At 67.6% G+C, this 23,784-nt stretch carries 15 protein-coding genes and 1 other RNA gene; 12 read left to right on the forward strand and 4 right to left on the reverse strand.

Going from position 1 to position 23,784, the window contains the following annotated elements; translation table 11 throughout:
- Position 1 precedes the first annotated feature (1 nt).
- Complete coding sequence (gene mrcB / locus ABQY64_RS15250; RefSeq protein ID WP_349779886.1) at positions 2-2,446, reverse strand: penicillin-binding protein 1B; 2,445 nt, start codon at positions 2,444-2,446, stop codon at positions 2-4.
- A 239-nt stretch (positions 2,447-2,685) separates the two neighbouring features.
- Here mrcB and ABQY64_RS15255 point away from each other — a divergent pair, with 239 nt between their 5' ends.
- Positions 2,686-4,788: a glycosyltransferase gene (locus ABQY64_RS15255; RefSeq protein ID WP_349779887.1), complete on the forward strand. Its 2,103-nt coding sequence runs from the start codon at positions 2,686-2,688 to the stop codon at positions 4,786-4,788.
- A gap of 60 nt (positions 4,789-4,848) precedes the next feature.
- On the opposite strand, the gene ABQY64_RS15260 is transcribed toward ABQY64_RS15255, so the two are convergent.
- Both ABQY64_RS15260 and ABQY64_RS15265 read right to left on the reverse strand, forming a co-directional pair.
- Entirely contained in the window at positions 4,849-6,363 is a 1,515-nt protein-coding gene (locus ABQY64_RS15260) for a hypothetical protein (RefSeq protein ID WP_349779888.1), read from the reverse strand.
- 254 nt (positions 6,364-6,617) lie between these two features.
- Positions 6,618-8,801 carry a bifunctional (p)ppGpp synthetase/guanosine-3',5'-bis(diphosphate) 3'-pyrophosphohydrolase gene (locus tag ABQY64_RS15265; protein WP_349779889.1) on the reverse strand — a complete coding sequence of 728 codons (2,184 nt, stop codon included), beginning with the start codon at positions 8,799-8,801 and terminating at the stop codon, positions 6,618-6,620.
- A 290-nt stretch (positions 8,802-9,091) separates the two neighbouring features.
- Between ABQY64_RS15265 and pqqA the strand changes: the two genes are divergently transcribed.
- The 10 genes from pqqA (at position 9,092) to ABQY64_RS15315 (ending at position 18,687) form a co-directional block, all read left to right on the forward strand.
- Positions 9,092-9,172, forward strand: coding sequence for a pyrroloquinoline quinone precursor peptide PqqA (pqqA, locus tag ABQY64_RS15270; protein WP_002812057.1), 81 nt, complete (start codon positions 9,092-9,094; stop codon positions 9,170-9,172).
- 66 nt (positions 9,173-9,238) lie between these two features.
- The gene (gene pqqB, locus ABQY64_RS15275; protein ID WP_349779890.1) at positions 9,239-10,138 is read left to right on the forward strand and encodes a pyrroloquinoline quinone biosynthesis protein PqqB; all 900 of its coding nucleotides are present in this window, start codon (positions 9,239-9,241) and stop codon (positions 10,136-10,138) included.
- Positions 10,135-10,887 (forward strand): pyrroloquinoline-quinone synthase PqqC, encoded by a 753-nt coding sequence (pqqC, locus tag ABQY64_RS15280; protein ID WP_349779891.1) that lies wholly within the window; start codon positions 10,135-10,137, stop codon positions 10,885-10,887. Before pqqB ends, pqqC begins: the two co-directional genes overlap by 4 nt.
- A complete protein-coding gene (pqqD, locus tag ABQY64_RS15285; protein WP_184518208.1) occupies positions 10,884-11,162 on the forward strand; it encodes a pyrroloquinoline quinone biosynthesis peptide chaperone PqqD in 279 nt (92 codons plus the stop codon). The genes pqqC and pqqD overlap by 4 nt, the downstream gene beginning before the upstream one ends.
- Positions 11,159-12,298 carry a pyrroloquinoline quinone biosynthesis protein PqqE gene (gene pqqE / locus ABQY64_RS15290; RefSeq protein WP_349779892.1) on the forward strand — a complete coding sequence of 380 codons (1,140 nt, stop codon included), beginning with the start codon at positions 11,159-11,161 and terminating at the stop codon, positions 12,296-12,298. Before pqqD ends, pqqE begins: the two co-directional genes overlap by 4 nt.
- Positions 12,299-12,360: 62 nt before the next feature.
- Positions 12,361-12,873 (forward strand): hypothetical protein, encoded by a 513-nt coding sequence (locus tag ABQY64_RS15295; RefSeq protein ID WP_349779893.1) that lies wholly within the window; start codon positions 12,361-12,363, stop codon positions 12,871-12,873.
- Between the two features lie 58 nt (positions 12,874-12,931).
- Entirely contained in the window at positions 12,932-14,449 is a 1,518-nt protein-coding gene (locus ABQY64_RS15300; protein ID WP_349779894.1) for a PhoPQ-activated protein PqaA family protein, read from the forward strand.
- A 331-nt stretch (positions 14,450-14,780) separates the two neighbouring features.
- Positions 14,781-15,815 carry a glucokinase family protein gene (locus ABQY64_RS15305; protein ID WP_349779895.1) on the forward strand — a complete coding sequence of 345 codons (1,035 nt, stop codon included), beginning with the start codon at positions 14,781-14,783 and terminating at the stop codon, positions 15,813-15,815.
- A 102-nt stretch (positions 15,816-15,917) separates the two neighbouring features.
- Entirely contained in the window at positions 15,918-18,551 is a 2,634-nt protein-coding gene (locus tag ABQY64_RS15310) for a TonB-dependent receptor (protein WP_349779896.1), read from the forward strand.
- A 61-nt stretch (positions 18,552-18,612) separates the two neighbouring features.
- A non-coding RNA gene (locus ABQY64_RS15315) (sX9 sRNA) lies at positions 18,613-18,687 on the forward strand.
- A gap of 109 nt (positions 18,688-18,796) precedes the next feature.
- On the opposite strand, the gene hrpA is transcribed toward ABQY64_RS15315, so the two are convergent.
- On the reverse strand, positions 18,797-22,918 hold the full coding sequence (hrpA, locus tag ABQY64_RS15320; RefSeq protein WP_349779897.1) for an ATP-dependent RNA helicase HrpA: 4,122 nt from the start codon (positions 22,916-22,918) through the stop codon (positions 18,797-18,799).
- Between the two features lie 90 nt (positions 22,919-23,008).
- On the opposite strand from hrpA, the gene ABQY64_RS15325 reads away from it, so the two are divergent.
- Entirely contained in the window at positions 23,009-23,566 is a 558-nt protein-coding gene (locus ABQY64_RS15325) for a Dps family protein (protein WP_016903711.1), read from the forward strand.
- Positions 23,567-23,784 lie beyond the last annotated feature (218 nt).

Here is a 23,784-nt window from a genome sequence, read left to right on the forward strand (position 1 = left end):
GTCAACGTGCAGGTGCAGCCGCGGCGGGTGCCGGCGCGGGTTCTTCCGGCTTCTTTTCCAGACCGAAGAAGCGACGCCAGCCACCACCGCTGGATTGCTCGGCCGGCGCGGATGCATCGCCGGGCACGCCTTCGATCGACGGTGCATTACCGGCACAGGGGGCATAGGCCGGGGTGAAGCCGACCACGAACGGGAACTGGCGCGCGCCCGGGCAGCCGGCATCGGTCACGCCGGTACCGGCCGCGTCCACCCACTGCCAGTCCAGGCCCTTGCCGCTGACCTTCAACGGCGCACTCGGCAGCCGCGCGAAGATGCTGGACCACACCCGCATCGCGCCGGTGGCGCCGTACAGGCCGGTCTGCTCGTTCTGGTCGTTGCCCATCCAGATCACCGCCAGATGGTCGCCGGTGTAGCCGGCGTACCAGCTGTCGCGGCCGTCGTTGGAGGTGCCGGTCTTGCCGGCCGGCGACAACCGTCCCAGGCCATCGCCCAGCAACTGCCGCGCAGTGCCGCCGCTGACCACCTGCTGCAGGGCGATGCTGATCAGGTTGGCCGCCACCGAATCGCCCTCCTGCGCTGGCGCCGGGGTCTTGTCGTAGCGCTTGAGCAGCTTGCCCTGCGGATCGAGCACGCCGCGCACCGCATGCAGCGGCTGGATCTCGCCACCGGCAGCCAGGAACTGGTACAGCTGCGCCATGCCGTACGGGCTCTGGTCGGTGGCACCGAGGATCAGCGAGGGATTGGTGTCGGCCTTGATGCCGGCCAGTACCTGGATCAGCTGCGCGATGCGTTCCGGGCCGACCTGCATGCCCACGCGCACCGTGGCCTGGTTGTAGGAATGCGCCAGCGCATCGATCAGCCGCACCGTGCCGTGACTGCGGTTGTCGGAATTGCCCGGCGACCAGGTCTTGCCGCGGCTGAGCTGCACCGTCACCGGTGCATCGTCGACCCAGCTGGACAGCGCCCAGCGGTCCGGCGAGGCCAGCGCCAGCAGGTAGACGAACGGCTTGAGCAGCGAGCCGACCTGCCGCTGCGCTTCAACCGCGCGGTTGAAGCCCGGCTTGGCCACGTCGCGGCTGCCGACCACCGCCAGCACGTCGCCGTTATGCACGTCGGTCAGCACCAGGCCGGCCTGCAGCGGTGGGCGCTTCTTGGTGTCCAGCCGCTTGATGGTGCCGGTCACCGCGCCTTCGGCATAGGCCTGCGCGGACGGCGACATGCCGGTGAGCACGCTCATGCCGGCACCCTGCAGCACGCCTTCCGGGTAGTCGTGCGCCAGCTGGCGCCGCACCAGGTCCACATAGGCCGGGAAGCGGTTGGCCGCGACCAGCCCCGGCTCGGTGGGCACGCCCAGCGGTGCGGCCAGCGCGCGCTTGTATTCGGCCGCGTCGATCAGGTTGTTTTCGTGCAGCTTGCCCAGCACGAAATTGCGCCGATCCAGCGCGCGCTCCGGGTTGCGTCGAGGGTCGTAGTAGGACGGCCCCTTGACCAGCCCGATCAGCAAGGCGATCTGCTCGGTGGTCATCGAATTGAGCTCGCGGCCGAACCACAGCTCCGCGCCCGAAGACACGCCGTGGATCGCCTGGCCGCCGCGCTGGCCGAGATAGACCTGGTTGAGATAGGCCTCCAGGATGGTGCGCTTGTCGTAACGCGCCTCCATGATCACTGCGTAGAGAATTTCGTTGAACTTGCGGGTGACGGTCTGTTCCTTGCCGATGCCGAGCAGGCCGCTGCGCGCCAGCTGCTGGGTCAGGGTGCTGGCGCCCTGGCGGACCTGGCCGCCGGAGCGCGCCATGATCCAGGCCGCACGCACCATGCCGCTCAGATCGATGCCGTGGTGGCTGTTGAAGTCACGGTCCTCGACCGCCTGCAGGCCGGTGACCAGCAGCTCGGGCACTTCCTCCATGCGCACCAGGCGGCGCTCTTCCTGCTTCTGTCCGTACAGCGTGGCGATGCGCGCCGGGTCCAGCCGCGCACTCTTGAGCGCCTTGCGGTCACCGGCGTCGCGCAGGCTGGCTACCCGCCCGCCGGAGAGGCTGACTTCCACCCGCAGCGCAGGTACGCGCCCATCCACATCGATATAACCGCGGCTGGCGATGGTGAAGCGACTGCCGTCTTGCTGGTAGGTGCCGGCCAGCTTGGCTTGCCCGTCGTCACGGTAGGAGGCGGCGTCCAGTTCGGTCTTCAAGGTGGCTGCATCCAGCGCATTGCCCGGCGCCAGCACCAACGGCCGCCCGTACACGCGGGTCGGGATCTGCCAACGCAGCTCGCCAAACCGCTGGGTGACCTGCTTGTTCAGATACACCGTGTAGGGAATCAGGAAACCGAGCGCCAGCGCGAATGCCGCAAAGGCCCAGACAATCAGCCTGCGTTGCCAGCGGGAACCTTGCTCGGTGGAGTCGTCCTCGAAATCGTCGGGAGCGTCGTTGTCGTGGCGTCGGGGCACAGGGATGCGAGAATGTAGAGTCCGGCGAGTCTAGCGCAGCGCTGTCGTGGTTGTGGTCAGCCGGCCCCTCTGACTTAAGAGCGGCTAACAAAACGGCCACGCTCACCGTCAGCGGGCACGGACCGCCTCCGGCATCTGCGGGTACCCTGCGTCCCCTGCGCTTGCCTTGCGCCGTCCTCGCCGCCTGACGACTGCTCGCCGGGTTTTCTTCGTCACGCCACGTCTGGAGTTCCAACGGAATGTCGATGTCCCTGGCCGATGCACGCTATCTGTTCAATCGCGTGCTTGGGCTGATTCACCGCAGCGTGGCGAGCATGCGCACACGCGGCTGGCGCGCCACCTGGCAGCGCATTCGCGTGCATACGCAGGCACCGCCGGTGGCGCTCGGCACGCCGCTGTGGTTGCCGGAAGCGGGGCCGTTTGCCGCGTTTGCGGTTCCGCACAGCGACACCCCGCGCGTGACGCTGGTGATTCCGGTCTACAACCACATCGCGCACACGCTGGCGTGCCTGCGCGCACTGGCGGCGCATCCGCCGCTGCTGGATGTGGAGATCATCGTCGTGGACGATGGCAGCAGCGACGCCACGCAGGCGCAGCTGCCGCTGGTGCAAGGGCTGCACTACCACCGGCGCGCCAGCAATGGCGGTTTCATCGCCGCCTGCAATGACGGCATCGCCCTGGCGCGCGGCGACTACGTGGTGCTGCTCAACAACGACACCATCCCGCAACCCGGCTGGCTGGATCGGCTGATCGACACATTTGCCCAGCACCCCGGCGCCGGGCTGGTCGGCGCGCAACTGGTGTACCCGGACGGACGCCTGCAGGAATCCGGCGGCGTGGTGTTCGCCGATGGCAGCGCCTGGAGTTACGGCCGCTTCGAATCGGCCGACGACCCGCGCCATGCCTATGTGCGTGCGATGGACTACTGCTCCGGCGCGGCCATCGCGCTGCCACGCGCGCTGTTGCAGACGCTGGGCGGGCTGGATCGCCGCTACATGCCGGCCTACTACGAGGATACCGACCTGGCGTTTGCGGTGCGTGCCGCCGGCTACCGGGTGCTGGTGCAGCCGGCCAGCGTGGTGGTGCACGACGAGGGCACCAGCAATGGCACCGACACCCGCACCGGCGTGAAGGCGTACCAGGTGCGCAACCAAGGCGTGTTCGCCGACAAGTGGCAGCAGGCGCTGGCAACGCAGCTGCCGGTCGGCACGGTCCCCGGACCTGCGCTGCTGCACCGTGGCCAACGCCAGGTGCTGATCCTGGACGAATGCGTGCCGCAACCGGATCGCGACTCGGGCTCGTTGCGGCAGTTCAATCTGATCCGCCTGCTATGCGAAGAGGGCGCGCACGTGGTGTTCGTGCCGACCCGCCGCGAACACGCCGGACGGCACACGCAGGCACTGCAGCAACTGGGCGTGGAAGTCTGGTACGCGCCGTTCCTGGACGGCATCGGCAGCTGGTTGCGCACGCACGGCCCGCGGTTTGCGGTGGTGCTGCTGGTGCGTCACCACGTTGCGCATGCCTGCCTGCCGCTGCTCAGACAATACGCCCCGCAGGCGCGCACCCTGTTCGACACCGTCGACCTGCACTACCTGCGCGAGCGCCGCGGCGCCGAGCTGGCCGGCGATGCCAACCTGTTGCGCGCGGCCGAACGCACCCGCCTGCGCGAGCTGGAGATCATGGCCGCCACCGATGTCACCTTGCTGGTCTCGGCGGCCGAACAGGCGCAGCTGCAGGCGGACGCACCGCAGATCCGCACCGCCCTGCTCTCCAACCTGCATGAGGTGGCCGGCAGCGGCCGCTGCTTCGAGCAACGCCACGACCTGGTGTTCGTCGGCGGCTTCCGGCATCCACCCAATGTGGATGCGGTGCAGTGGTTCATCAGCGCGATCTTTCCGCAGGTGCGTGCGCAATTGCCGCAGGTGGTCTTCCACTGCATCGGCGCGGACATGCCGGAGGCGCTGACACTGCTGGCCGACGAATGCCCAGGCGTGCAATTGCATGGGCATGTACCGGATCTGCTGCCCTTCATGGAGAACGCACGCATCGCGGTGGCGCCGCTGCGCTTCGGCGCCGGCGTCAAAGGCAAGATCAACCTGAGCATGGCGCACGGGCAGCCGGTGGTCGGCACCACCTGTGCGGTGGAAGGCATGCATCTGCGCGACGGTGAGGATGTCTGCGTGGCCGATGACGCCGATGCCTTCGCCGCGGCGATCGTGCGCCTGTATCGCGATGCGGCGCTGTGGCAACGCCTGGCCGACAACGGATTGCAGAACGTGGCCCGGCATTTTTCGCTGGATGCGGCGCGTGGCACGGTGCGCGCGCTGTTTATCGCGGAGTGAGTGCGTGCCGGGTGCTCAGGGATGGCGTTGTGGGTGGCGCCGCCGAAGACAGCCGCTGCGTCAACGCTGCTCGGTCACGGCCTTGACCCGGCGCGTGAACTCGGCCAATTCCGGCAGCCCCGGATCCAGCTGGTGCGCCTCGTCCTGCGCGCGTCGTGCAAAGGCGGCGTCTTCCTGTCCAAGGCGTTCGCTGCCCACCGCAACCCAGCGTTGCGCCAGCCGTCGACGCGCGCCGGCCAGTGCATCGCCATTGGGTGTCAGCGCCTGCCAGGCATCCAGGCAGCCGCGCGCGGCACGCAGGCGGTTGTTGCGCAGCTCGTCCTCGAAGCAGCGCTGACTGGCAGGCACCACACGTGCGGCGGCCTGCAGCACGCGTGGATCGCGCGGCGCCAGCGCCTGCGCGGCACGCACCGCGTCGTAGGCACTGGCGCCGGGCGGCGTCATCCACTGCTGCTGCGCTTCGGCAGCTGCCACCCGTTGCAGCAGCGCGCGCAGGCGGCGCTCGCGGGTACCGCGCGACAGCCCGGTTTCGGGGCTGCGTTGGGCATCGCGTGCACGCGCAATCGCCTGCTCGGCCTGCGCAATCGCTGCGGCGCCGGGCAGCAAGGTCTTGGCTTCCTGCAGCGACTGCAGCGCGGCGTCGAACTGGAAATCTGCCGCCTGCCGGCCGGCTTGCGCGGCATATTCGCCTGCTACCTGCTCCAGCCCACGCTGGGCGGCCACATCCGCCGGCTCGGCTGCCAGCACTGCGGTGAAATCGCGTGCGGCCGGTGCCAGCCGGCCACGCCGCAACAGGCCCTGCGCGCGCTGACGGCGCTGGTCCAGCGCACGGTGATAGTGGCCTTCGGTCAGCGGCACATCGGCATGCCCGGCGTCATAGCGCTTGGCGGCGGCCAGCAGCATCGCCGCATCGGCCAGCGCATCGCGCGCCAGGGCCTGGCGCGCCTGCGCCAGCAGATCTGTCAGGGCGTCCTCGCGTCCTTCCAGCGCATCGGTGCGGTCCGGTGCCAGGGTCAGGATGCGCTGATACAACGGCAGCGCGCTGTCCGGGCTGCCATCCAGGCGCCCGTGCTGTTGCGCGGATACCGCCTGTGCGAACAAGGCGTCCAAACCTGCCCGACGCGCCTGCAACTGGCGCAGGCGCAGTGCCACCGGTGCGATCTGCGCCTGCGGTACCTCCAGCGCGCCCGCCAGCGTCAGCGCGCGCTGCGCAGCAGCGGCGTCCCCGGCCGCAATCGCCGCGCGCGCCTGCACCACGGCGGCGGCACCGGTGCGCGCCAGGCCGGCGCGGGCTTCGCCACGATCGCTGTCCAGCGCAAGCGCAGCAGCGAACAGTTCGCGCGCGCCGTTGCCATCGGCCGCACTGAGATGGCCACGCGACAGCGCCGCATCGCCCCGCTGCAGCAGTTGCTGGATACGCGTGTCCGGCCACAGCCAATCGGCCAGCGGCTTGCGCAGCACGACCGTGGCCAGCAGGAGACAGGCACACAAGGCCAGCACCACGCGCCATAGCGCGCGGCTGCGCAATGGTGCCCAGAGGCGAGGCGATCTTGCCCAGCGCGGAAGCGGGAGCATGCGGTGGCGTCCGTCCTTGGCGCGACCTGACGGGGACGCGTTCACCCCGTCATGGTAGCTGGCTGCTGCGAAGACGATGTGGGCTTGGGGGAATAGGGAATAGGGAATAGGGAATAGGGAATAGGGAATAGGGAATCGGGATTCGGGGAATCGGGATTCGGAAGCGGGAAGCGGGAAGCGGGAAGCGGGCACACCTTGTTTGCTGTGGGTGCGGTCTGTTTCCAGGCGATGGGCGCCGGCGGGCTGCGGCGCACTCAACCGAGTCGCCGCACCTCGCTCACCCCAGGCAAGGCGTCCAGCTTGCCAAGCAGGCTGGACAGCTGGTCGTAGTCGCTGACCTTCAGGCGCAGGCGCAGTTGCGCCCTGCCGGTGTCGCGCACGTTGTCGCTGTTGATTTCCAGCACGTGCGCGTCCTCCTGCGCGATCAGGTTGGTGATGTCCTTGAGCAGCCAGCGGCGGTCGACTGCGCGCACCTGCACATCCACCTCGTAGCCGCTGCCGGCCTGGCCCCACTCCACCGGCAACACGCGCTGCGGATGGGCCGCGGCCAGACGCGACAGTGCCGCGCAATCGGTGCGGTGCACGGTGATGCCGCGGCCGCGGGTCAGATAGCCGGCGATCGGCTCGCCCGCCACCGGCTGGCAGCAGCGTGCCAGCTGCACCAGCAGATTGCCCACGCCCTGCACGGTGAACTTGGACTTGCCCAGGCCGTCGCGGCGCGCGGTGGGCCGTGGCGGCGCCGGCACCGCCGGCTGCGAGGCGGCCCGCTCGGCTTCCAGCAGCGCACGGCTGACCTGGTTGGGCCCGGTATCGCCCAGCGCCACCTGGATGTACAAGTCGTCGACATTCTCGGCGTGGAACTTGCGCGTGGCCACGCTCAGGTCGGCGTGCTGCAGGCCCAGCCGCTTAAGCTCGCGATCGAGCAGGTCCTTGCCGGCCTGTACGTTGCGCGCGCGGTCGAGCTTGTGGAACCACGCGCGCACCTTGTCGCGCGAACGCCCGCTGGCCAGGAACCCATTGGACGCCAGCAGCCAGTCGCGCCGCGGGTCGGCCTCCTTGGCGGTCATGATCTCCACGCGGTCGCCGCTGCGCAGCCGGTAGGTCAGCGGCACGATGCGGTCGTTGACGCGCGCGCCGCGGCAGCGATGCCCGACCATGGTGTGTACGTGATAGGCGAAATCCAGCGGCGTGGCGCCTTGCGGCAGGTCGATGACCTCGCCCTTGGGGGTCAACGCATACACGCGGTCTTCGATCAGCTCGGCGTCCAGCGCGCCGGCCAGTTCGCCGTGGTCGCCTTCCTGCACCTGCTCCAGCAACTGGCGCATCCACAGGATCTTGCGGTCGAAGGCTTTTTCGCCGCCCTTGCCGCCTTCCTTGTATTTCCAGTGCGCGGCCACGCCGAGCTCGGCCTGCGCGTGCATCTCGTGGGTGCGGATCTGGATTTCGATCGTGCGCCCTTCCGGGCCGACCACCGCGGTATGCAGCGAGCGGTAGTCGTTGGCCTTGGGCCGGGCGATGTAATCGTCGAACTCACTCGGCACCGGCGCCCACAGCGAGTGCACCGCCCCCAGGGCGGCATAGCAGGCGGCCACGTCATCGACCATCACCCGCACCGCGCGGATGTCGTACAGCTGGTCAAAGGAAAGGCGCTTTTTCTGCATCTTCCGCCAGATGCTGTAGATGTGCTTCGGCCGCCCGCTCACCTCCCCGCGCAGGCCCTGCTGGGCCAGCGTCGTCGACAGGGTGCGCTTGACCGCGTCCAGATAACGCTCGCGCGCCACGCGGGTTTCGTCCACTTCGCGGGCGATGCGGCGGTAGGTCTCCGGCTCCAGATGCCGGAACGCCAGGTCCTCCAGCTCCCACTTCACCTGCCAGATGCCCAGCCGGTTGGCCAGCGGCGCATGGATGTCGCGGGTGAGCTGGGCCAGTGCGCGGCGCTGTTCTTCGCTCAGGCGGTCGGCCACGCGCATGCGCGCCAACTGCCGCGCCAGCAGGATCGGCACCACCCGCAGGTCGTGGATGATGGACAGCAGCAGCCGCCGCAGACCTTCGCTGTTGCGCCCGGCCTCGCGACCGGCGTGCAGGGCCCAGACCTGATCGGCCGCATCCAGCCCGTCCAGCAGGCCTTCGACCGCCACCCGGCGCTCGGCCGGCTGCCACGGCAGGCCGGCGATCGCGCCGCGCAACGCCGGCAGGTCGAACAGCAATGCCGCAATCAAGGTGGCCTCGTCGGCGGCCAGCAGCGCCAGCGCGTCCAGGGTGTCGGCGAGCAGCGTCCAGGCCACGTCCTCGCTTGGCGCCGGCAACTGCTGCCAGGCCTGCGCCAGGGCATCACGCAGATCTGGCGCGATCGACGCGATGGCGGGACGCTGCAGCAAGGCATGCAGGCGCTCGAGTGAGGAACTGGTCACAGCGGTGGACACGGCGATGGGCAACAACGGGGGGCTGACAGCTACGGTAACGTGCGCGTCACCTTCTCCACAACGCGCAATCGCTGCATCGTCGGCACAATCCCGCGTGCTTGCGCTTATGGTCGGTTCACCCGCCAACGTCTTGATTCGCAACCGCTGTGCGCCGCTTGTGCGGCAATGCTGCAGGCCAATCGGCACGCTCAATCGGCTTTTTACGTGCTTTTTACAACTCGCCCAAACCGCCTGCCTATCCTCCAGTGGCGTTGTCGCTGCGTCCTGCCGCGGCGACGTCACTCCAACCAACTGCGAGGTAGCCGATGAAGACCTGGAAGAAGCCTGTCGTTCGTGAAGTCAATTGTGGCGCCGAGATCAACTGCTACGTCTCCGGCGAATTCTGAGCTCACCTGCCGCCCCTCCTCCCGATGCATGACCGGCAATCGCCGGCAGATAGGTAACAGTTCTCCATGCGCATCATCGTTCTGGGATCGGCGGCCGGCGGTGGGCACCCGCAGTGGAATTGCCACACACCCGCCAGCAGGCGGGCATGGCAACAAGCCGATGGTGCCCAGCGTCGTACCCAGGCCAGCATCGCCGTCAGTGCCGATGGCCAGCGCTGGGTCCTGATCAACGCCTCCCCCGACCTCCGTCAACAAATCCTTGCAACGCCCGCACTCTGGCCGCAGCGTGACTTGCGGCATTCGCCGATCAAAGCGGTGCTGCTGACCAGCGGCGAGATCGACCATATCGCCGGATTGCTGTCGATGCGCGAGAGCCAGGCGTTCTCGCTGCATGCCAGCAGCCGCGTGCTGGATCTGCTGTCGCAAAACCCCATCTTCGATGCGGTCAATCCCGCCTACGTGCAGCGCCAGCCATTTGCGCTGGACACGCCGGTGTCGCTGCTGGGCCTGCAGCTGACGCCATTCTCGGTACCCGGCAAGGTGCCGCTGTTCATGGAGTCGCGTAGCGGCGGCGACCTGGCCGGTTCCAACGAGGAAACCCTCGGGCTGACCATCGACGATGGCCAGCACCGCGTGCATTACATTCCCGGCTGCGCGGCGATGACCGATGCACTGCGCGCGCGCCTGCAAGGCGCCGAACTGGTGTTCTTCGACGGCACACTGTGGCGCGACGACGAAATGGTGCAACTGGGCATCAGCCAGAAGACCGGCCAGCGCATGGGCCACATGAGCATCGACGGCCCCGACGGCACGATTGCCGCGTTCGCTCCGCTGGAGGTGGCGCGCAAGATCTTCATCCACCTCAACACCACCAATCCCGTGCTCGACATCCACTCGCCGGAGTACGCCAGCGCGCGCGCCAGCGGCTGGGAAGTCGCGCACGACGGCCTGGAGATCACCCTGTGACCACCCTGCTCACTCCGGACCAGCTGGAGGCGGACCTGCGCGCCATCGGCGCCCGCCTGTACCACGACCAGCATCCCTTCCATGCGCTCCTGCACGAGGGCAAGCTCGATCGCGGCCAGGTCCAGGCCTGGGCGCTGAACCGCTTCGAATACCAGCGCTGCATTCCATTGAAGGACGCCGCGATCCTGGCGCGCATGGAAGACCCGGCGTTGCGGCGGATCTGGCGGCAACGCATTCTCGATCACGACGGCAACAGCCCCAGCGATGGCGGCATCGCGCGCTGGCTGCACCTGACCGACGCGCTCGGCCTGGAGCGCACGCTGGTGGAATCCGGCCGTGCGCTGCTGCCCGGCACCCGTTTCGCGGTGCAGGCCTACCTGCAGTTCGTGCGCGAAAAAAACCTGCTTGAGGCGATCGCCTCCTCGCTGACCGAGCTGTTCGCCCCCAACATCATCGGCCGGCGCGTGGCCGGCATGCTTAAGCATTACGACTTCGTCTCGCCCGAAGCGCTGGCCTATTTCGAGCATCGTCTGACCGAGGCGCCGCGCGATTCGGATTTTGCGCTGGACTACGTCAAGCAGCACGCCGATACCGTCGAAAAACAGGCCCTGGTCAAGGCCGCGCTGCACTTCAAGTGCTCGGTGCTGTGGGCGCAGCTGGACGCATTGCACGTGGCCTACGTCGCCCCGGGCATCGTGTGGCCGGATGCGTTCGTGCCCGACCGCGACGCCAGCCGGGCCGCGGCGTGAGCAGCATCACCCGCGACAGCCAGCCGGCCCTGCGCGCAGGCGTGCGCCTGCAGCACGACCGCGCGCGTGACCAATGGGTGCTGCTGGCGCCGGAACGCGTGGTCGAGCTGGACGAGATCGCACTGGTGGTGGCGCAGCGCTATGACGGCACGCGCTCGCTGGCGCAGATCGCGCAGGAACTGGCAGGCGAATTCGATGCCGACGCGGCTGATATCGAGATTGATGTGATCGAGCTCACCACCACGCTGCATCAGAAGCGTCTGCTGCGGCTATGACCGTCGCCCCGCCGCCACTGTCGGTGCTGCTGGAGCTGACCCATCGCTGCCCGCTGGCCTGCCCGTATTGCTCCAACCCGATCGCGTTGGCGGCGCTGCGCGAGGAAATGAACACCGCCGGCTGGCGCTCGCTGCTGCAGCAGGCCGCCGACATGGGCGTGCTGCAGGCGCATTTTTCCGGCGGCGAGCCGATGCTGCGCAAGGACCTGCCCGAGTTGGTGGCGCATGCGCGCGCGCTCGGGCTGTACAGCAACCTGATCACCTCCGGCGTGGCCGGCGGCGAGCCGATGCTGGACCAGTTGCAGGCGGCCGGACTGGAGCATGTGCAGCTGAGCGTGCAGGACGTCGACCCGGCCGGTGCCGACCGTATCGCCGGCTATCGCAACAGCCTGGCAAAAAAGCGCGAGTTCGCCGCCGCCGTGCGTGCGCGCGGCCTGCCGCTGACGCTCAATGCGGTGCTGCATCGCCATAACGCCGAGCGCGTGCCCGGCATGATCGCGCTGGCGCTGGAATGGCAGGCCGAGCGCATCGAAGTGGCGCACACCCAGTACTACGGCTGGGGCCTGCGCAATCGTGCCGCGCTGATGCCCAGCCGCGAGCAGCTGATGGCCACGATTGACGCGGTGGAATCCGCCCGCCGCGAGCTCGGCGACCGCCTGGCGATCGACTTCGTCACCCCCGATTACTACGCGCGCCAGCCCAAGCCGTGCATGGGCGGCTGGGGCCAGCGCTTCGTCAATATCTCCCCGCGCGGCGATGTGCTGCCCTGCCATGCGGCCGAAACTATCGACGGCATGCGCTTTGACAACCTGCGCGAGCGGTCGCTGGCCGACATCTGGAACAACGGCGAGGCCTTCGTGCGCTTCCGCGGCACCGCATGGATGCCGGAGGTCTGCCAGGGCTGCCCCAAGCGCGAGATCGACTGGGGCGGCTGCCGCTGCCAGGCGCTGGCGCTCAGTGGCGATGCCGCCACGCTGGACCCGGTCTGCGAACGCTCGCCGCGGCATGCCGAGGTGCGCGCCACCGCCGAACGCGAGGCGGCCGCACTGCCGCCGGAGTTCGTCTACCGCCGCCCCGGCCGCCCCGAACGCGTGGCATCGGCCAGCGCAGACGCACGAACCGCCGACGCACCGTAGCCGGCTGCGGCAGGCGCGGGCTAGCGTCTACACTAGCCGCCTCTCCTGATCGGATGGCATCCATGTCGCTCGCGCGCCGCATTCCCTTGCTGGTCTGCCTGACCCTCGTCCTGAACGCCGCTCCGGCCCTCGCGCAGCGCGCGGTGCAGGGCGACCTGCAATCGCAGATGAGCACCGAACAGTTCAAGGCCGCCGGCCTGGACAAGCTCGATGCCGGCGAACTGGCCGCGCTCAACGACTGGCTGCAGGGCAAGGTCGCCAAGGAAGCTGCGGTCGTGGTCGAACAGGCCAAGGAAGCCGGCCGCCAGGAAGTGATCGTCAAGAACCGCGGCTTCTTCGATTTCGGCAGCAAGGAGCCGATCGAGAGCAACATCGTCGGCGAGTTCAAGGGCTTTTCGAAGGGGCGCGTGTACACGCTGGCCAATGGCCAGGACTGGGAGCAGACCGACGCTGCGACGTTGTCGGGCGTGCGCAAGGAGGCCCCCAAGGTCAAGATCAAGCCGGGTCTGGTCGGCGTGTGGTATCTGCAGATCGAGGGCTACAACACGCCGGCCAAGGTGCGCCGGGTCAAGTAAGCGCGTCCAGGCATTGCCCGCCCGCCACCGCAGATTGAGCAGGCCACGGAGAACACGCATGCGTTGGATGCTATGTTGCAGCCTGGCGTTGCTGGCGTCGCTGGCCTGGCTCGCAGGCGTTGCGCCTGCAGATGCGGCCACGCCCACCCTGTCAGCGCAACAATGCGCTGATGCGCCCGAAGTCGGCATCGACCAGGCGCTGGTGTGCTATCACGATGCCATCGAGCGCCAACCGCTGGTCTACCGGCGCGTGGCCACCCGCACGGTGGGCGGTGTCGAAAGGCGCGATTACCTGCTGACCTCGCAGCAGTGGTCGCCGGAGGACCTGGTGCAGCCAGCCAGCTGGCAGCACGATGTGGCGATCTACGTGCCGGCGGATGCGTTGCCCACGCGTGCACTGCTGATCTCCACCAATGGCACCCGCCAACCGGCCGATGGCGGCGCGCCACAACCGCCCAGCGAATTGCCGCCCGAGTCCCTGGCCACATTGGCGCAACGCAGCCGCACCGTGGTGATCGCGCTCGGCGATCTGCCCAGCCAGGCACTGACCTATCGCAACGATGGCACGCCGCGCCGCGAGGACGACAGCGTCGCCTACAGCTGGTCGCTGTTCCTGGCATCGCCGCAACAACGCAAGACCATGCCGCTGCATGTGCCGATGGCCGCCGCAATCGCGCGCACCATGAGCCTGGCCGAACGCGAATTGGCGCCGTTGCAGATTCATCGCTTCATCCTCGCCGGCGCCTCCAAGCGTGGTTGGGCCAGCTGGCACGCCACCATCGCCGATGCGCGCGTGGAGGCCGTGGTGCCGTTCGTGATCGACATCCTCAATCTGCCGGCCGTGCTCGATCATATGTCCCGGGCCTATGGCGGCAACTGGCCGATCGCATTCGGCGCCTACGCTAGGCAGGGAATCACCGCGCAGCTGCACACGCCGGCATTTGCGCAATTGGTGCAACTGCAGGACCCGCTGAGTTATCTGCACACGCCGCAGCGCAAACGCCTGGCCGTGCCCAAGTACATCGTCAATGCCAGCGGCGACGATTTCTTCCTGCCGGACAACACGCAGTTCTTCTACGACGCGCTGCCCGGCAGCAAGGCGCTGCGCATGGTTCCCAACAGCGCGCATAACGGCATCCGCGCTTCCATCGTCGACAGCCTGGTGCCCTTCGTGACCCGGCTGCAGCAGCAGCGTGCATTGCCAAAGGTGCGCGATTCCCTGCACGCAGGCGAACACCCGCAGATCCGCTTCCAGTCGTCCGAGCGCCCTGCGCAGTTGCGTCTGTGGCAGGCGCGCAACCCGGCAGCGCGCGATTTCCGCTATGTCTGCGGCATTCGTTACAGCGCCACGCCGATCACACCTGCACGCGGCAACACGGTGTCGGTACCGGTGCAGATTCCCGACGCTGGCTGGAGCGCGTACTTCGTCGAGGCCACCTACGCGGACGGCTTCGTCGCCACCAGCCAGACCTACGTGCTCGGCAAGCAGCAATACCCGACGCAGGCGCCACCCAGCGACGGCGCGGCCTGCAGCACCTTGCCGGCGGGCGCAGCCTCCGCGGCGGCTGCACGCTGAGCCGGCGACTGCGCGAGCACTGACGTAATCGGGCTGGCGGTAGCCACCGCCGAATCCAGTGTCGATGTCGCGGGGCGATGCCAGCGCCGCTCAGCGTCCAGATGGCGACAACAGACGCGACCGTTGCGACAGCGCGGTGGCGCGTGCGCGCGCTTCCGCACTGCGCAATCACGCCCATGCAGGCAGCCCTGGAACGGGCGATTTTGCACTTGAGTCCGCCAGCAAGATCGATCCAACCCGACTGAACCATTGACATCGTTGTCACCAACTTCTACACAGGCCGCTACTCGCCGATCGCATTGGCCGCTCGGACGAATCCAAAGGACTGCACGTGGCTGCGACTTCGCGTTCTGCTCTCGCTTCTGGCTTGCCCACCACACCGATTGCCACCGGCTTTATCGCAGCCGACGTGGGTGGCACGCATGTGCGGGTCGGCCACATCGCGCGGGTAGGTACTGCTGCGACCGAGTTGTCGCATTACCGCACCTACCGCTGCGCCGAACACGCCAGTCTGGACGCCATCCTTGCCGACTTCCTGCAGCAACGGCGCGACGTCGAGGCGGTGGTGATCGCCAGTGCCGGGGTGGCACTGGACGATGGCAGCTTCATCAGCAACAACCTGCCGTGGACGATTTCGCCTGGCCGCATTCGCGCCGCGCTCGCCGTGCCCAGCGTGCACCTGGTCAACGACTTCGAAGCGGTGGCCTACGCCGCACCGCTGATGGAACAACGCGCCGCGCTGCAACTGAGCGGGCCGACGCCGCGGCATGCGCGCGCCAGCGGCCCGATCCTGGTAGTCGGCCCCGGCACCGGGCTGGGTGCGGCGGTCTGGATCGATGCCAAGCCACGCGCGATCGTGCTCGCCACCGAGGCCGGCCAGGTCGCCCTGGCCAGCAACGACGAGATGGAACTGCAGGTGCTGCGGCTCCTGTTGCGTGGCGAGCGCTATCTGCCGCTCGAACATGTGCTGTCCGGGCCCGGCCTGCTGCATCTCTACGATGCCCTGTGCGAACTGCAGGGCGCCACGCCCCGCCATCGGCTGCCGGCCGCGATCACGCATGCCGCGCTGCACGAAGACGATGCATTGGCACGCGATTGTCTGCAGGTCTTCTGCGCCATCCTGGGCAGCGCGGTCGGCGACATGGCGCTGGCCTACGGCGCCGCCGGCGGCATCTATCTGGCCGGCGGCTTTTTGCCGACGATCGGGCCGTTCCTGCAGAACAGCCGTTTTCGCGAGCGTTTTCTGGCCAAGGGACGCATGCGCGCGGTACTCGAACGCATTCCGGTCAGGCTGGTCGAGCACGGGCAACTGGGCGTGCTCGGCGCGGCCAACTGGTATCTGCAGCACCACGCTGACCTGTCGTAAGCGATCCACCACGCGCTCGGCCCCGGGCGCGCGTCTGCAAGACCCCGCATCCGGCGAGCAGCAGCCCGCCGTCCATCCCTGTGCGTGATGAGGAGAGACATCATGAAATACAGCACCACCCTGCTGTCCAGCGCGATCGCGTTGTCGCTGGCATTCGCTGCGCAAGCCCAGGACACGGTCGACCAGGCCACCGATCTGGATGCCGTGCAGGTCGTCGGCATCCGTGCCAGCCTGGAAAAATCGCTCGACACCAAACGCAACAACGCCGGCATTTCCGAAGCGATCACCGCCGAAGACATCGGCAAGTTTCCAAGCACCAACGTGGCCGAGGCGCTGTCGCAGATTCCCGGCGTCACCCTGGACCGGCGCTTTGGCCAGGGCGAGCGGGTCAGCATCGACGGCACCGACCCCAGCCTCAATCTGTCCTTCCTGGACGGCCACCCGGTGGCGCAGGCGATCTGGCTCTACGGCGAGCAACCCAGCCGCGGATTCGACTACACCTTGCTGGCGCCGCAGATCCTGGGCCGCGCGGAAATCCTTAAATCCTCCGAAGCGCGCCTGACCGAAGGCAGCCTGGGCGGCACCGTGTTGATGCACACCCGGCAACCGCTGGACCTGGACGTCAACGAGGTGGCCGCCTCCATCGGCTACAGCTACAGCGCGCAGGCCAGCGAAGGCAAACCGAACGCGGCGCTGCTGTATAGCTGGAAGAACGCGGCCGACACCTTCGGCATTGCGGTGTCGGCGCAGCATTACGAAGAACGCGTCGATCGTCGCGGTATGGAAGTGTTCGGCTATGCGCCGGCCAGCACCTTCGCCAATGCAGCAGGCGGCGTGCCCGCCGATGCGGACGTGCCCAACTCGATCAACGCGGCCTGGTTCCAGCAGGATCGCGAGCGCGACAGCGCCGTGGTCAACCTGCAGCTCAAGCCCAGCCAGGCGCTGGAATTCAACCTCAGCGGTCTGTACATCAACGAAAACTTCGACAACTACAACCAGTCGATGTACAGCTTTCTGACATGGAATGCCGGCACGGTGGCGGCAGTGGACCAACTCGGCGGCCTGCGCAATGGCGTGGTGACCAGCGGGCATTCCGGCGCCAATGCCGACCCGCTCGGCGGCAGCGTGATCTACGACAACAACGTGCGCGAATCGGAAGTCACCACCAAGGGCCTGGACCTGCGCGGCGCATTCCGCGGCGATGGCTGGGGATTGAATGGGCAGGTGGGCCAAAGCAGATCCGAGAACAAGGACCTGTCGCAGTATTTCATCGAGCCGTTCTACAACGGCGGCTTCAGCTGGGACACGCGGCGCGGCATCCGTTTCGACGATCCGGCGCGTGCGCGCGATCCGGCCAACTGGGGCTCGGCCGGCGGCTGGTTCGGCAATAACGGCATCTTTTCCACCGAGAGCAAGGACACCTACGGCCAACTCGATCTGAATCTGCAGTTCGACAGCGTGTTCAACCAACTGCTGCTGGGAGTGCGCCATGGCAAGCATGAGGAGCGCTTCGAGCTCAACGTCTATGGCGGCGTGACGCCGGGCACGCTGGCCGACGTGGGCACGATCGGGCTGACCGATCTGCAGGATTTCTATCCGGACCACGGCCGGCATGTGCAGGCAGGCCGAAACAACGTGCTGAACTGGATCCGCAACAGCCCGGTCGACTACGGCGCGCCGGATCCGGCCAGCTACCTCAACAACACCTGGGCGCTGCAGCAGACCAATAACGCCGCCTATGCGCAGTTGAACTTCTCCGGCGGCGGCCTGCGCGGCAATCTCGGGCTGCGTTATGTCGATTCGAAGACCGAGGGCAGCGGCTTCGTCTACAGCGGCACGCCCACACTGCAGAACGCCGACAGCCTGTGGCAGACCCGCACGCGCAAGGAGGATTTCCTGCTGCCTTCGCTCACGCTGTCCTACGAGGCCGCTGACGATTGGGTGTTCCGCTTTGCCGCGGCCAAGGTGATCGCCTGGGCACCGTACAACCAGATGGTCAACAACACCTTCCTCAACGACACCACGCTGACCGGCAGCGGCGGCAATGCCGAGCTGTCGCCGTACGAATCCTGGAACTTCAACCTGTCGGCCGAGTATTACTTCGCGCAGCAGTCGGTGGTGGCGTGGTCGCTGTTCTACAAGAAGATCGACAACTACATCGACACCAGCGCCAGCGTGGAGCGCCAGTACAACGCGCTGCGCGATACCGCGCCGCAGAGCTGGGCGCAGTTGCTCGGCAGCAACGGCTGCAGCGCCGATGGCTATTGCGATTACAGCATCCAGCGGCCACGCAATGCCGGCGATGGCAAGGTCAAGGGCTTCAACATCGCGTTCCAGCAGCCGTTCGGCGACAGCGGCTTCGGCCTGACCGCCAACTACACCTACGCCAATGGCGAAAACAACACCGGCGACGCCCTGCCCTACCAGTCGCGCAACAGCGTGGCAGTCAGCCCGTACTACGAAAAAGGCCCGCTCAACGCACGGCTGACCTACAACTGGCGCGACAGCTATCTGGCCGGCGGTTACGTAGCCGGCGCCGCGCCGGCAAGCGTGGATGACTACGCCGAACTCGGCGCGAGCATCGGCTATGCGTTCAGCCCGAACTGGTCGCTGCAGATCGACGCGCAGAACCTGCTGGACGAACAATACCTGCAGTATCTCGGCGACACCGACCATCTGGCCGGCCGCTACAGGAGCGGGCGCCGCTACATGGCGAGCCTGCACATGAAGTTCTGACAGCGGCTGGCAACCGGACGGCGCGCACCGCCAGGCGGTGCGGCCAATGTCCGGAACCGGCATGTACCGGGCGTACACGCCGGTTCCCGGCACCGTCCACGCCCAGCTGACCACTGCGCGCTGGGTTGCGTTCACCGCTCAAAGCGCAGTGCTCGGCCTGAGTGGCCAGTCGGTGGCAGGACCAGCGCCGACCCCGCGCGCTGGCGATGGCGGCAAGCCGTCGTCACCAGCGCCTCCGGCACCAGTCAGTTGCGCAACGCGGCCACCCGCTGCGACAGCTTCTTCGCCGACACGCCCGATTTGGCACCCAGCTCCTGCGCAAACACCGACACACGCAACTCCTCCAGATCCCAGCGCAGCGACTGCCATTCATCACGTTGCTGCAGACCACGCGCAGCCGCCTGGTCCAATGCATCCACGAACGGCTTGAGTTCGAGCATGCGCGCCTGGTCGCGGGCCGGATCGCGTTTGGCGCGCTCGGTCCGCAGGATCATGGCCTTGAGATAGCGCGGGTAATTGGCCAACGCCTCGGCCGGTGTTTCGCGCAGGAAGCCGGCGTGCACCAGCGCGCGCAGCTGTTGCTCCATATCGTCCAGGTTGCCGCGCGCCCAGCCCATCAACGGCGCTTCCAGCAGGGGCTTGAGCTCGGCCACCGCAGCGAGAATGCTTTCGGCCAGCTTCAGCCGCTCCATCGCCTCGCCGAACAGCCGCTTGATCGCCTCGTCGCGGCGCTGCGCAAAGGCACCGGGGTCGCGGATGGCGCCCAGACCATCGGCCAGCACCGCGTTGAGCGCGGCATCGACCAGATCGCCGCGCAGGCGCTCCTGCGATTCGATCGCCGCATACAGCAGGCCGGTCTTGGGCGACACCGGCAACTGCTTGCGCGCCTGCTTGATCTTGTCGGCCAGCGCGATTTCCAGCAGCCGGCGCACGCCGCGCGGATGCGCCTGCGCCGCCTCGTTGCGGTCGGCAAAGATGCGCAGCGCCGCGTCGTCGCCCTGATCCACCAGCGCCGGATAGGCCGGCACGCCGGCTTCGCCGGCAACCTGTTCGGGAATCGGCGTGGACGGAAAATCGCGCAAGCCCTCGGCAGCCAGCGCGCGCCCTGCACGCGCGGCGAAGGCCTGGCCGGCACGCTCGCCAAAGTGGGCGCGCAATCCGTCCAGATCGCGCGACTCGGCCAGCACCTTGCCGTCGTCATCGCGCAGGCGCAGGTTCATCAGCAGATGCGTGTCCAGCGACTCTTCGTCAAAATCCAGCGCCGCCACCTGCGTGCCGGTGGTCTTGGTCAGAAAGCGCGCCAGCTCGCCGCGGATGTCGTCGGCCGAGGCGATGCTGTAGGCCTCGTAGAACGCGCGCCCGAAATCCGGGGCCGGCACATAGTTGCGCCGCTGCGCCTTGGGCAGGCTGCGAATCAAGGCCGATGCCTTGTCGGCGACGAAGCCCGGCGCCAGCCACGACAGCCGCGCCGGATCCAGCGCGTTGAGCAGGTGCAGCGGCACGTCCAGCGTCACCCCGTCATCGATGGCGCCCGGCTCGAAGCGGTAATGCAGCGGCAACCGCGCATCGCCCAGCGGGAAATACTTCGGAAAACGATCGGCCTCGCTGCCTTCGCCCGGCAACAGGTCATTCAAGCTCCAGTGCAGGCTGCGGCGCTTGTCCGGCGGCAGGGTTTTCCACCACGCATCCAGCCCGCTGGCCGAATGCAGTTCGGCCGGGATACGGTCCAGATACCAGCGCGCCTGCCAGTCTTCGTCGGCCACGATGCCGGCGCGGCGCAGCTTGGCTTCTTCTTCGCGCGCCTGCTCCAGCACTTTGAGGTTGTCGGCGATGAACGCCGCACGCGTATTGATCTCGCCCGTGACCAGGCCCTGGCGTACGAACAGGTCATGCGCGCCGGCCGGGTCGATCTTGCCGAAATGGACCGGCTTCTTCGGCGCCAGCACCAGGCCGAACAGGCTGATCTGTTCGGACGCCACCACCTGCCCCTGCGCACGCGACCAATGCGGGTCGAAATGCTTGCGTGCCAGCAGATGCCCCAGCTCGGCGATCGCCCAGTCCGGCTCGATCGCGGCATTGGTCATGCCCCAGACTTTTTGCGTGTCCAGCAGCGTAGCCGCCAGAATCCACGGCGGCGGCTTGCGTGCCAATGCCGAGCCGGGGAACGGCACGAACCGGCGTTGCCGCGCCGCGAGAAAGTCGCCTTTTTCGGTGCGATGGCCGATCTGCGTGGGCAGGCCGGCCAGCAGCGCGCGGTGCAGGGCCTGATACGCCGCTGCACGTTCGCGCTCGCTGGTGCGTGCCGTGGCTTCGGCCGCTTCGGCCTGTTTGGCGGCAGCGGCAGAGGTGGGTTGTGCAGGTGGCGCGTTCGGATCCGGCTTGCCTTCTCGTGCCAGCCGCGCAGCGCGATGCAGCTGCCCGCGCGTGGGCCGGTTGGCGTTGTGCCCATCCTCGCGCGCAGGCGCGCTGGCACCGGCCAGCAGTGGCGCCAGCATCGCGGTGGCCGGCTCTTCGCTCCAACCCAGCTCTTCGCACAACAGGCGCAGCTGCCGATGCAGCTCACGCCATTCACGCATGCGCAGGAAGCCGAGAAAATGCCTGTTGCACCAGTCACGCAGCTTGGACTGGGTGAGATCTTCGTGCACCTGTCGGTAGGCCTCCCACAAGCGCAGGATACCGACGAATTCCGAGCGTGCGTCGGCAAACAACGCATGCGCGTTGTCGGCCGCTTCGCGTGCCTCGGGCGGGCGCTCGCGCGGATCCTGGATGCCCAGGAAGGCGGCGATGATGATCATCTCGCGCAGGCAGCCGTGCTGTTGCGCGGCCACCAGCATGCGCGCCAGCTTGACGTCCACCGGCAGGCGCGCCATCTGGCGGCCGGTCGCGGTCAGGCGGCGGTTGCCGTCGATCGCGCCCAGCTCCAGCAACTGCTGCCAGCCATCGGCGACCGCACGCTCGTCCGGCGCTTCCAGGAACGGAAAATCCTCGATCCGCCCCAGCCCCAGTTGCAGCATGCGCAGGATCACGCCCGACAGCGACGAGCGGCGGATTTCCGGATCGGTGAATGCCGGCCGCGCGGCAAAGTCCGCTTCGGCATACAGGCGGTAGCAGATGCCCTCGGCAATGCGCCCGCAGCGGCCCATGCGCTGGTTGGCGCTGGCCTGGGAGATCGGCTCGATATGCAGCCGGTCCAGCTTCTGCCGCGGGCTGTAGCGCTTGATCCGCGCAAAACCCGGGTCCACCACGTAGCGGATGCGCGGCACCGTCAGCGAGGTTTCGGCCACATTGGTGGCCAGCACCAGGCGCCGACGCGGCCCCGGGTTGAACACGCGGTCCTGGTCGGCCGCCGACAGCCGCGCGTACAGCGGCACCACTTCGGTTTCGCGGTACTTGCGCCGTTCCAGCGACTGGTGCGCGTCGCGGATCTCGCGCTCGCCGGGCAGGAACATCAGCACGTCGCCACGCGGATCGATGCGGGTGATCTCGTCGATCGCCGCCACGATCGCATCGTTGACGGTGCGTTCGCCATCGCGGCCATTGCCACGTTCGCCGTCGTCAGTGTCGCCGGCCTCGCCTTCGAGCGGCCGGTAGCGCACTTCGACCGGGAAGGTGCGGCCTTCCACATCGATCACCGGCGCATTGTCGAAATGCTGGGCGAAGCGCTCGGTATCGATGGTGGCCGAGGTGACGATCAACTTCAGATCGGAGCGCTTTTGCAGCAACTGCTTGAGATAGCCCAGCAAAAAATCGATGTTGAGGCTGCGTTCGTGCGCTTCGTCCACGATGATGGTGTCGTAGGCCGACAACCAGCGGTCGCTGGCAATCTCGGCCAGCAGGATGCCGTCGGTCATGAACTTGATCCGCGACTGCTCGCCGACCCGGTCGGTGAAGCGCACCTGGAAGCCCACCGTGGTGCCCAACGGCGTCTTCAGCTCCTCTGCCACGCGCGCCGCCACCGCGCGCGCGGCGATCCGGCGTGGCTGGGTGCAGCCGATCATGCCGGCCGCACCACGCCCGGCCGCCAGACACAGCTTGGGCAGCTGGGTGGTCTTGCCCGAACCGGTTTCGCCGGCGATGACAACCACTTGATGGTCACGGATCAGCGCGATGATGCGCTCGGCCTCGCGCGCGATCGGCAGTTGCTCATCGAGTGTGATGGCCGGCTGCTGCTCGGCGCGCGCCTGGCGTTGCGCCTGCGATGCCGCCAGCGCCTGCTCGAACGCCTCGCGCACCTGCGGGTTGCCGGGCTTGCCTTGCCAGCGCGACCATAGACCGAGCAGCCGGCCACGGTCGCGGCTCATCGCGCCATCGACGGCGCGGCGGCGCTCACGCAAGGTGTTGGCAAGGTCGGTGTCGATAGCGCTCATTGATGGAAAAATGTGAAAGATTGAATGACAAGAGATCCTTTAGCCTGTCTATTGTGACCCGATATCAGTTTCCTCAGGAGGACCATCCACATGTCCAAGAAAAAGAACGCCAACAAGCCCGTCGTCATCAATGAAGCATTGGACGCACTGCCGGTCGCCGCAGCATCGGCACCACATATCGATATCGGGATCAAGGACAGCGATCGCAAGCAGATCTCCGACGGTCTGGCCCGCTACATGGCTGACGCCTTCACCTTGTATCTGAAGACCCACAACTTCCACTGGAATGTCACGGGGTCGATGTTCAACTCGCTGCACACCATGTTCGAGACTCAATACACCGAGCAGTGGGCCGCGCTGGACGAAGTGGCCGAGCGCATCCGCGCCCTGGGCTACAACGCACCGGGCTCCTACAGCGAGTTCGTTGCCCTGACCTCGATCCCGGAAGAACAGGGGCTGAGCGACAGCGCCGACTGGCGTGAAATGGTGCGCCAGCTGGTCAGCGGCAACGAGGCGGTCTGCCGCACCGCACGCAAGGTGCTGGGCACCGCTGACGACGCCGGCGACGACCCGACCGTGGACCTGCTGACCCAGCGCCTGCAGACCCACGAGAAGTATGCCTGGATGCTGCGTTCGCTGCTGCAGTAACCCCCTGGGCTTCACCCCCGCGGGTTTGCCCAAGGTTTCGCTGCGCCGAAACCTTGGGCCCCTGCTGCATAAGTTAGACACAGAGCCCCTCTCCCCTCGGAGCGAGGAGGCACAGCTGGCGCGCCATGGGCTCACGTGCCTTGGAGCGCCCGCACTGCAGGCGCGGGCCGGGGCGCGAGCGGGGGTTGGGGTGAGCTTACGGAGCGAAGCTCCAATCG

This window comes from Xanthomonas sp. WHRI 7065 (assembly GCF_040203115.2).
Lineage (GTDB): Bacteria > Pseudomonadota > Gammaproteobacteria > Xanthomonadales > Xanthomonadaceae > Xanthomonas > Xanthomonas arboricola.

What these genes read in the sequence shown, in the direction of transcription:
- ABQY64_RS15255 (WP_349779887.1), top strand. Translation starts at nt 2,686, where the DNA reads ATGTCGATGTCCCTGGCCGATGCACGCTATCTGTTCAATCGCGTGCTT.
- ABQY64_RS15295 (WP_349779893.1), top strand. Translation starts at nt 12,361, where the DNA reads ATGTCGCTCGCGCGCCGCATTCCCTTGCTGGTCTGCCTGACCCTCGTC.
- pqqE (WP_349779892.1), top strand. Translation starts at nt 11,159, where the DNA reads ATGACCGTCGCCCCGCCGCCACTGTCGGTGCTGCTGGAGCTGACCCAT.
- pqqB (WP_349779890.1), top strand. Translation starts at nt 9,239, where the DNA reads ATGCGCATCATCGTTCTGGGATCGGCGGCCGGCGGTGGGCACCCGCAG.
- ABQY64_RS15300 (WP_349779894.1), top strand. Translation starts at nt 12,932, where the DNA reads ATGCGTTGGATGCTATGTTGCAGCCTGGCGTTGCTGGCGTCGCTGGCC.
- ABQY64_RS15310 (WP_349779896.1), top strand. Translation starts at nt 15,918, where the DNA reads ATGAAATACAGCACCACCCTGCTGTCCAGCGCGATCGCGTTGTCGCTG.
- ABQY64_RS15325 (WP_016903711.1), top strand. Translation starts at nt 23,009, where the DNA reads ATGTCCAAGAAAAAGAACGCCAACAAGCCCGTCGTCATCAATGAAGCA.
- pqqA (WP_002812057.1), top strand. Translation starts at nt 9,092, where the DNA reads ATGAAGACCTGGAAGAAGCCTGTCGTTCGTGAAGTCAATTGTGGCGCC.
- ABQY64_RS15260 (WP_349779888.1), bottom strand. Translation starts at nt 6,363, where the DNA reads ATGCTCCCGCTTCCGCGCTGGGCAAGATCGCCTCGCCTCTGGGCACCA.
- hrpA (WP_349779897.1), bottom strand. Translation starts at nt 22,918, where the DNA reads ATGAGCGCTATCGACACCGACCTTGCCAACACCTTGCGTGAGCGCCGC.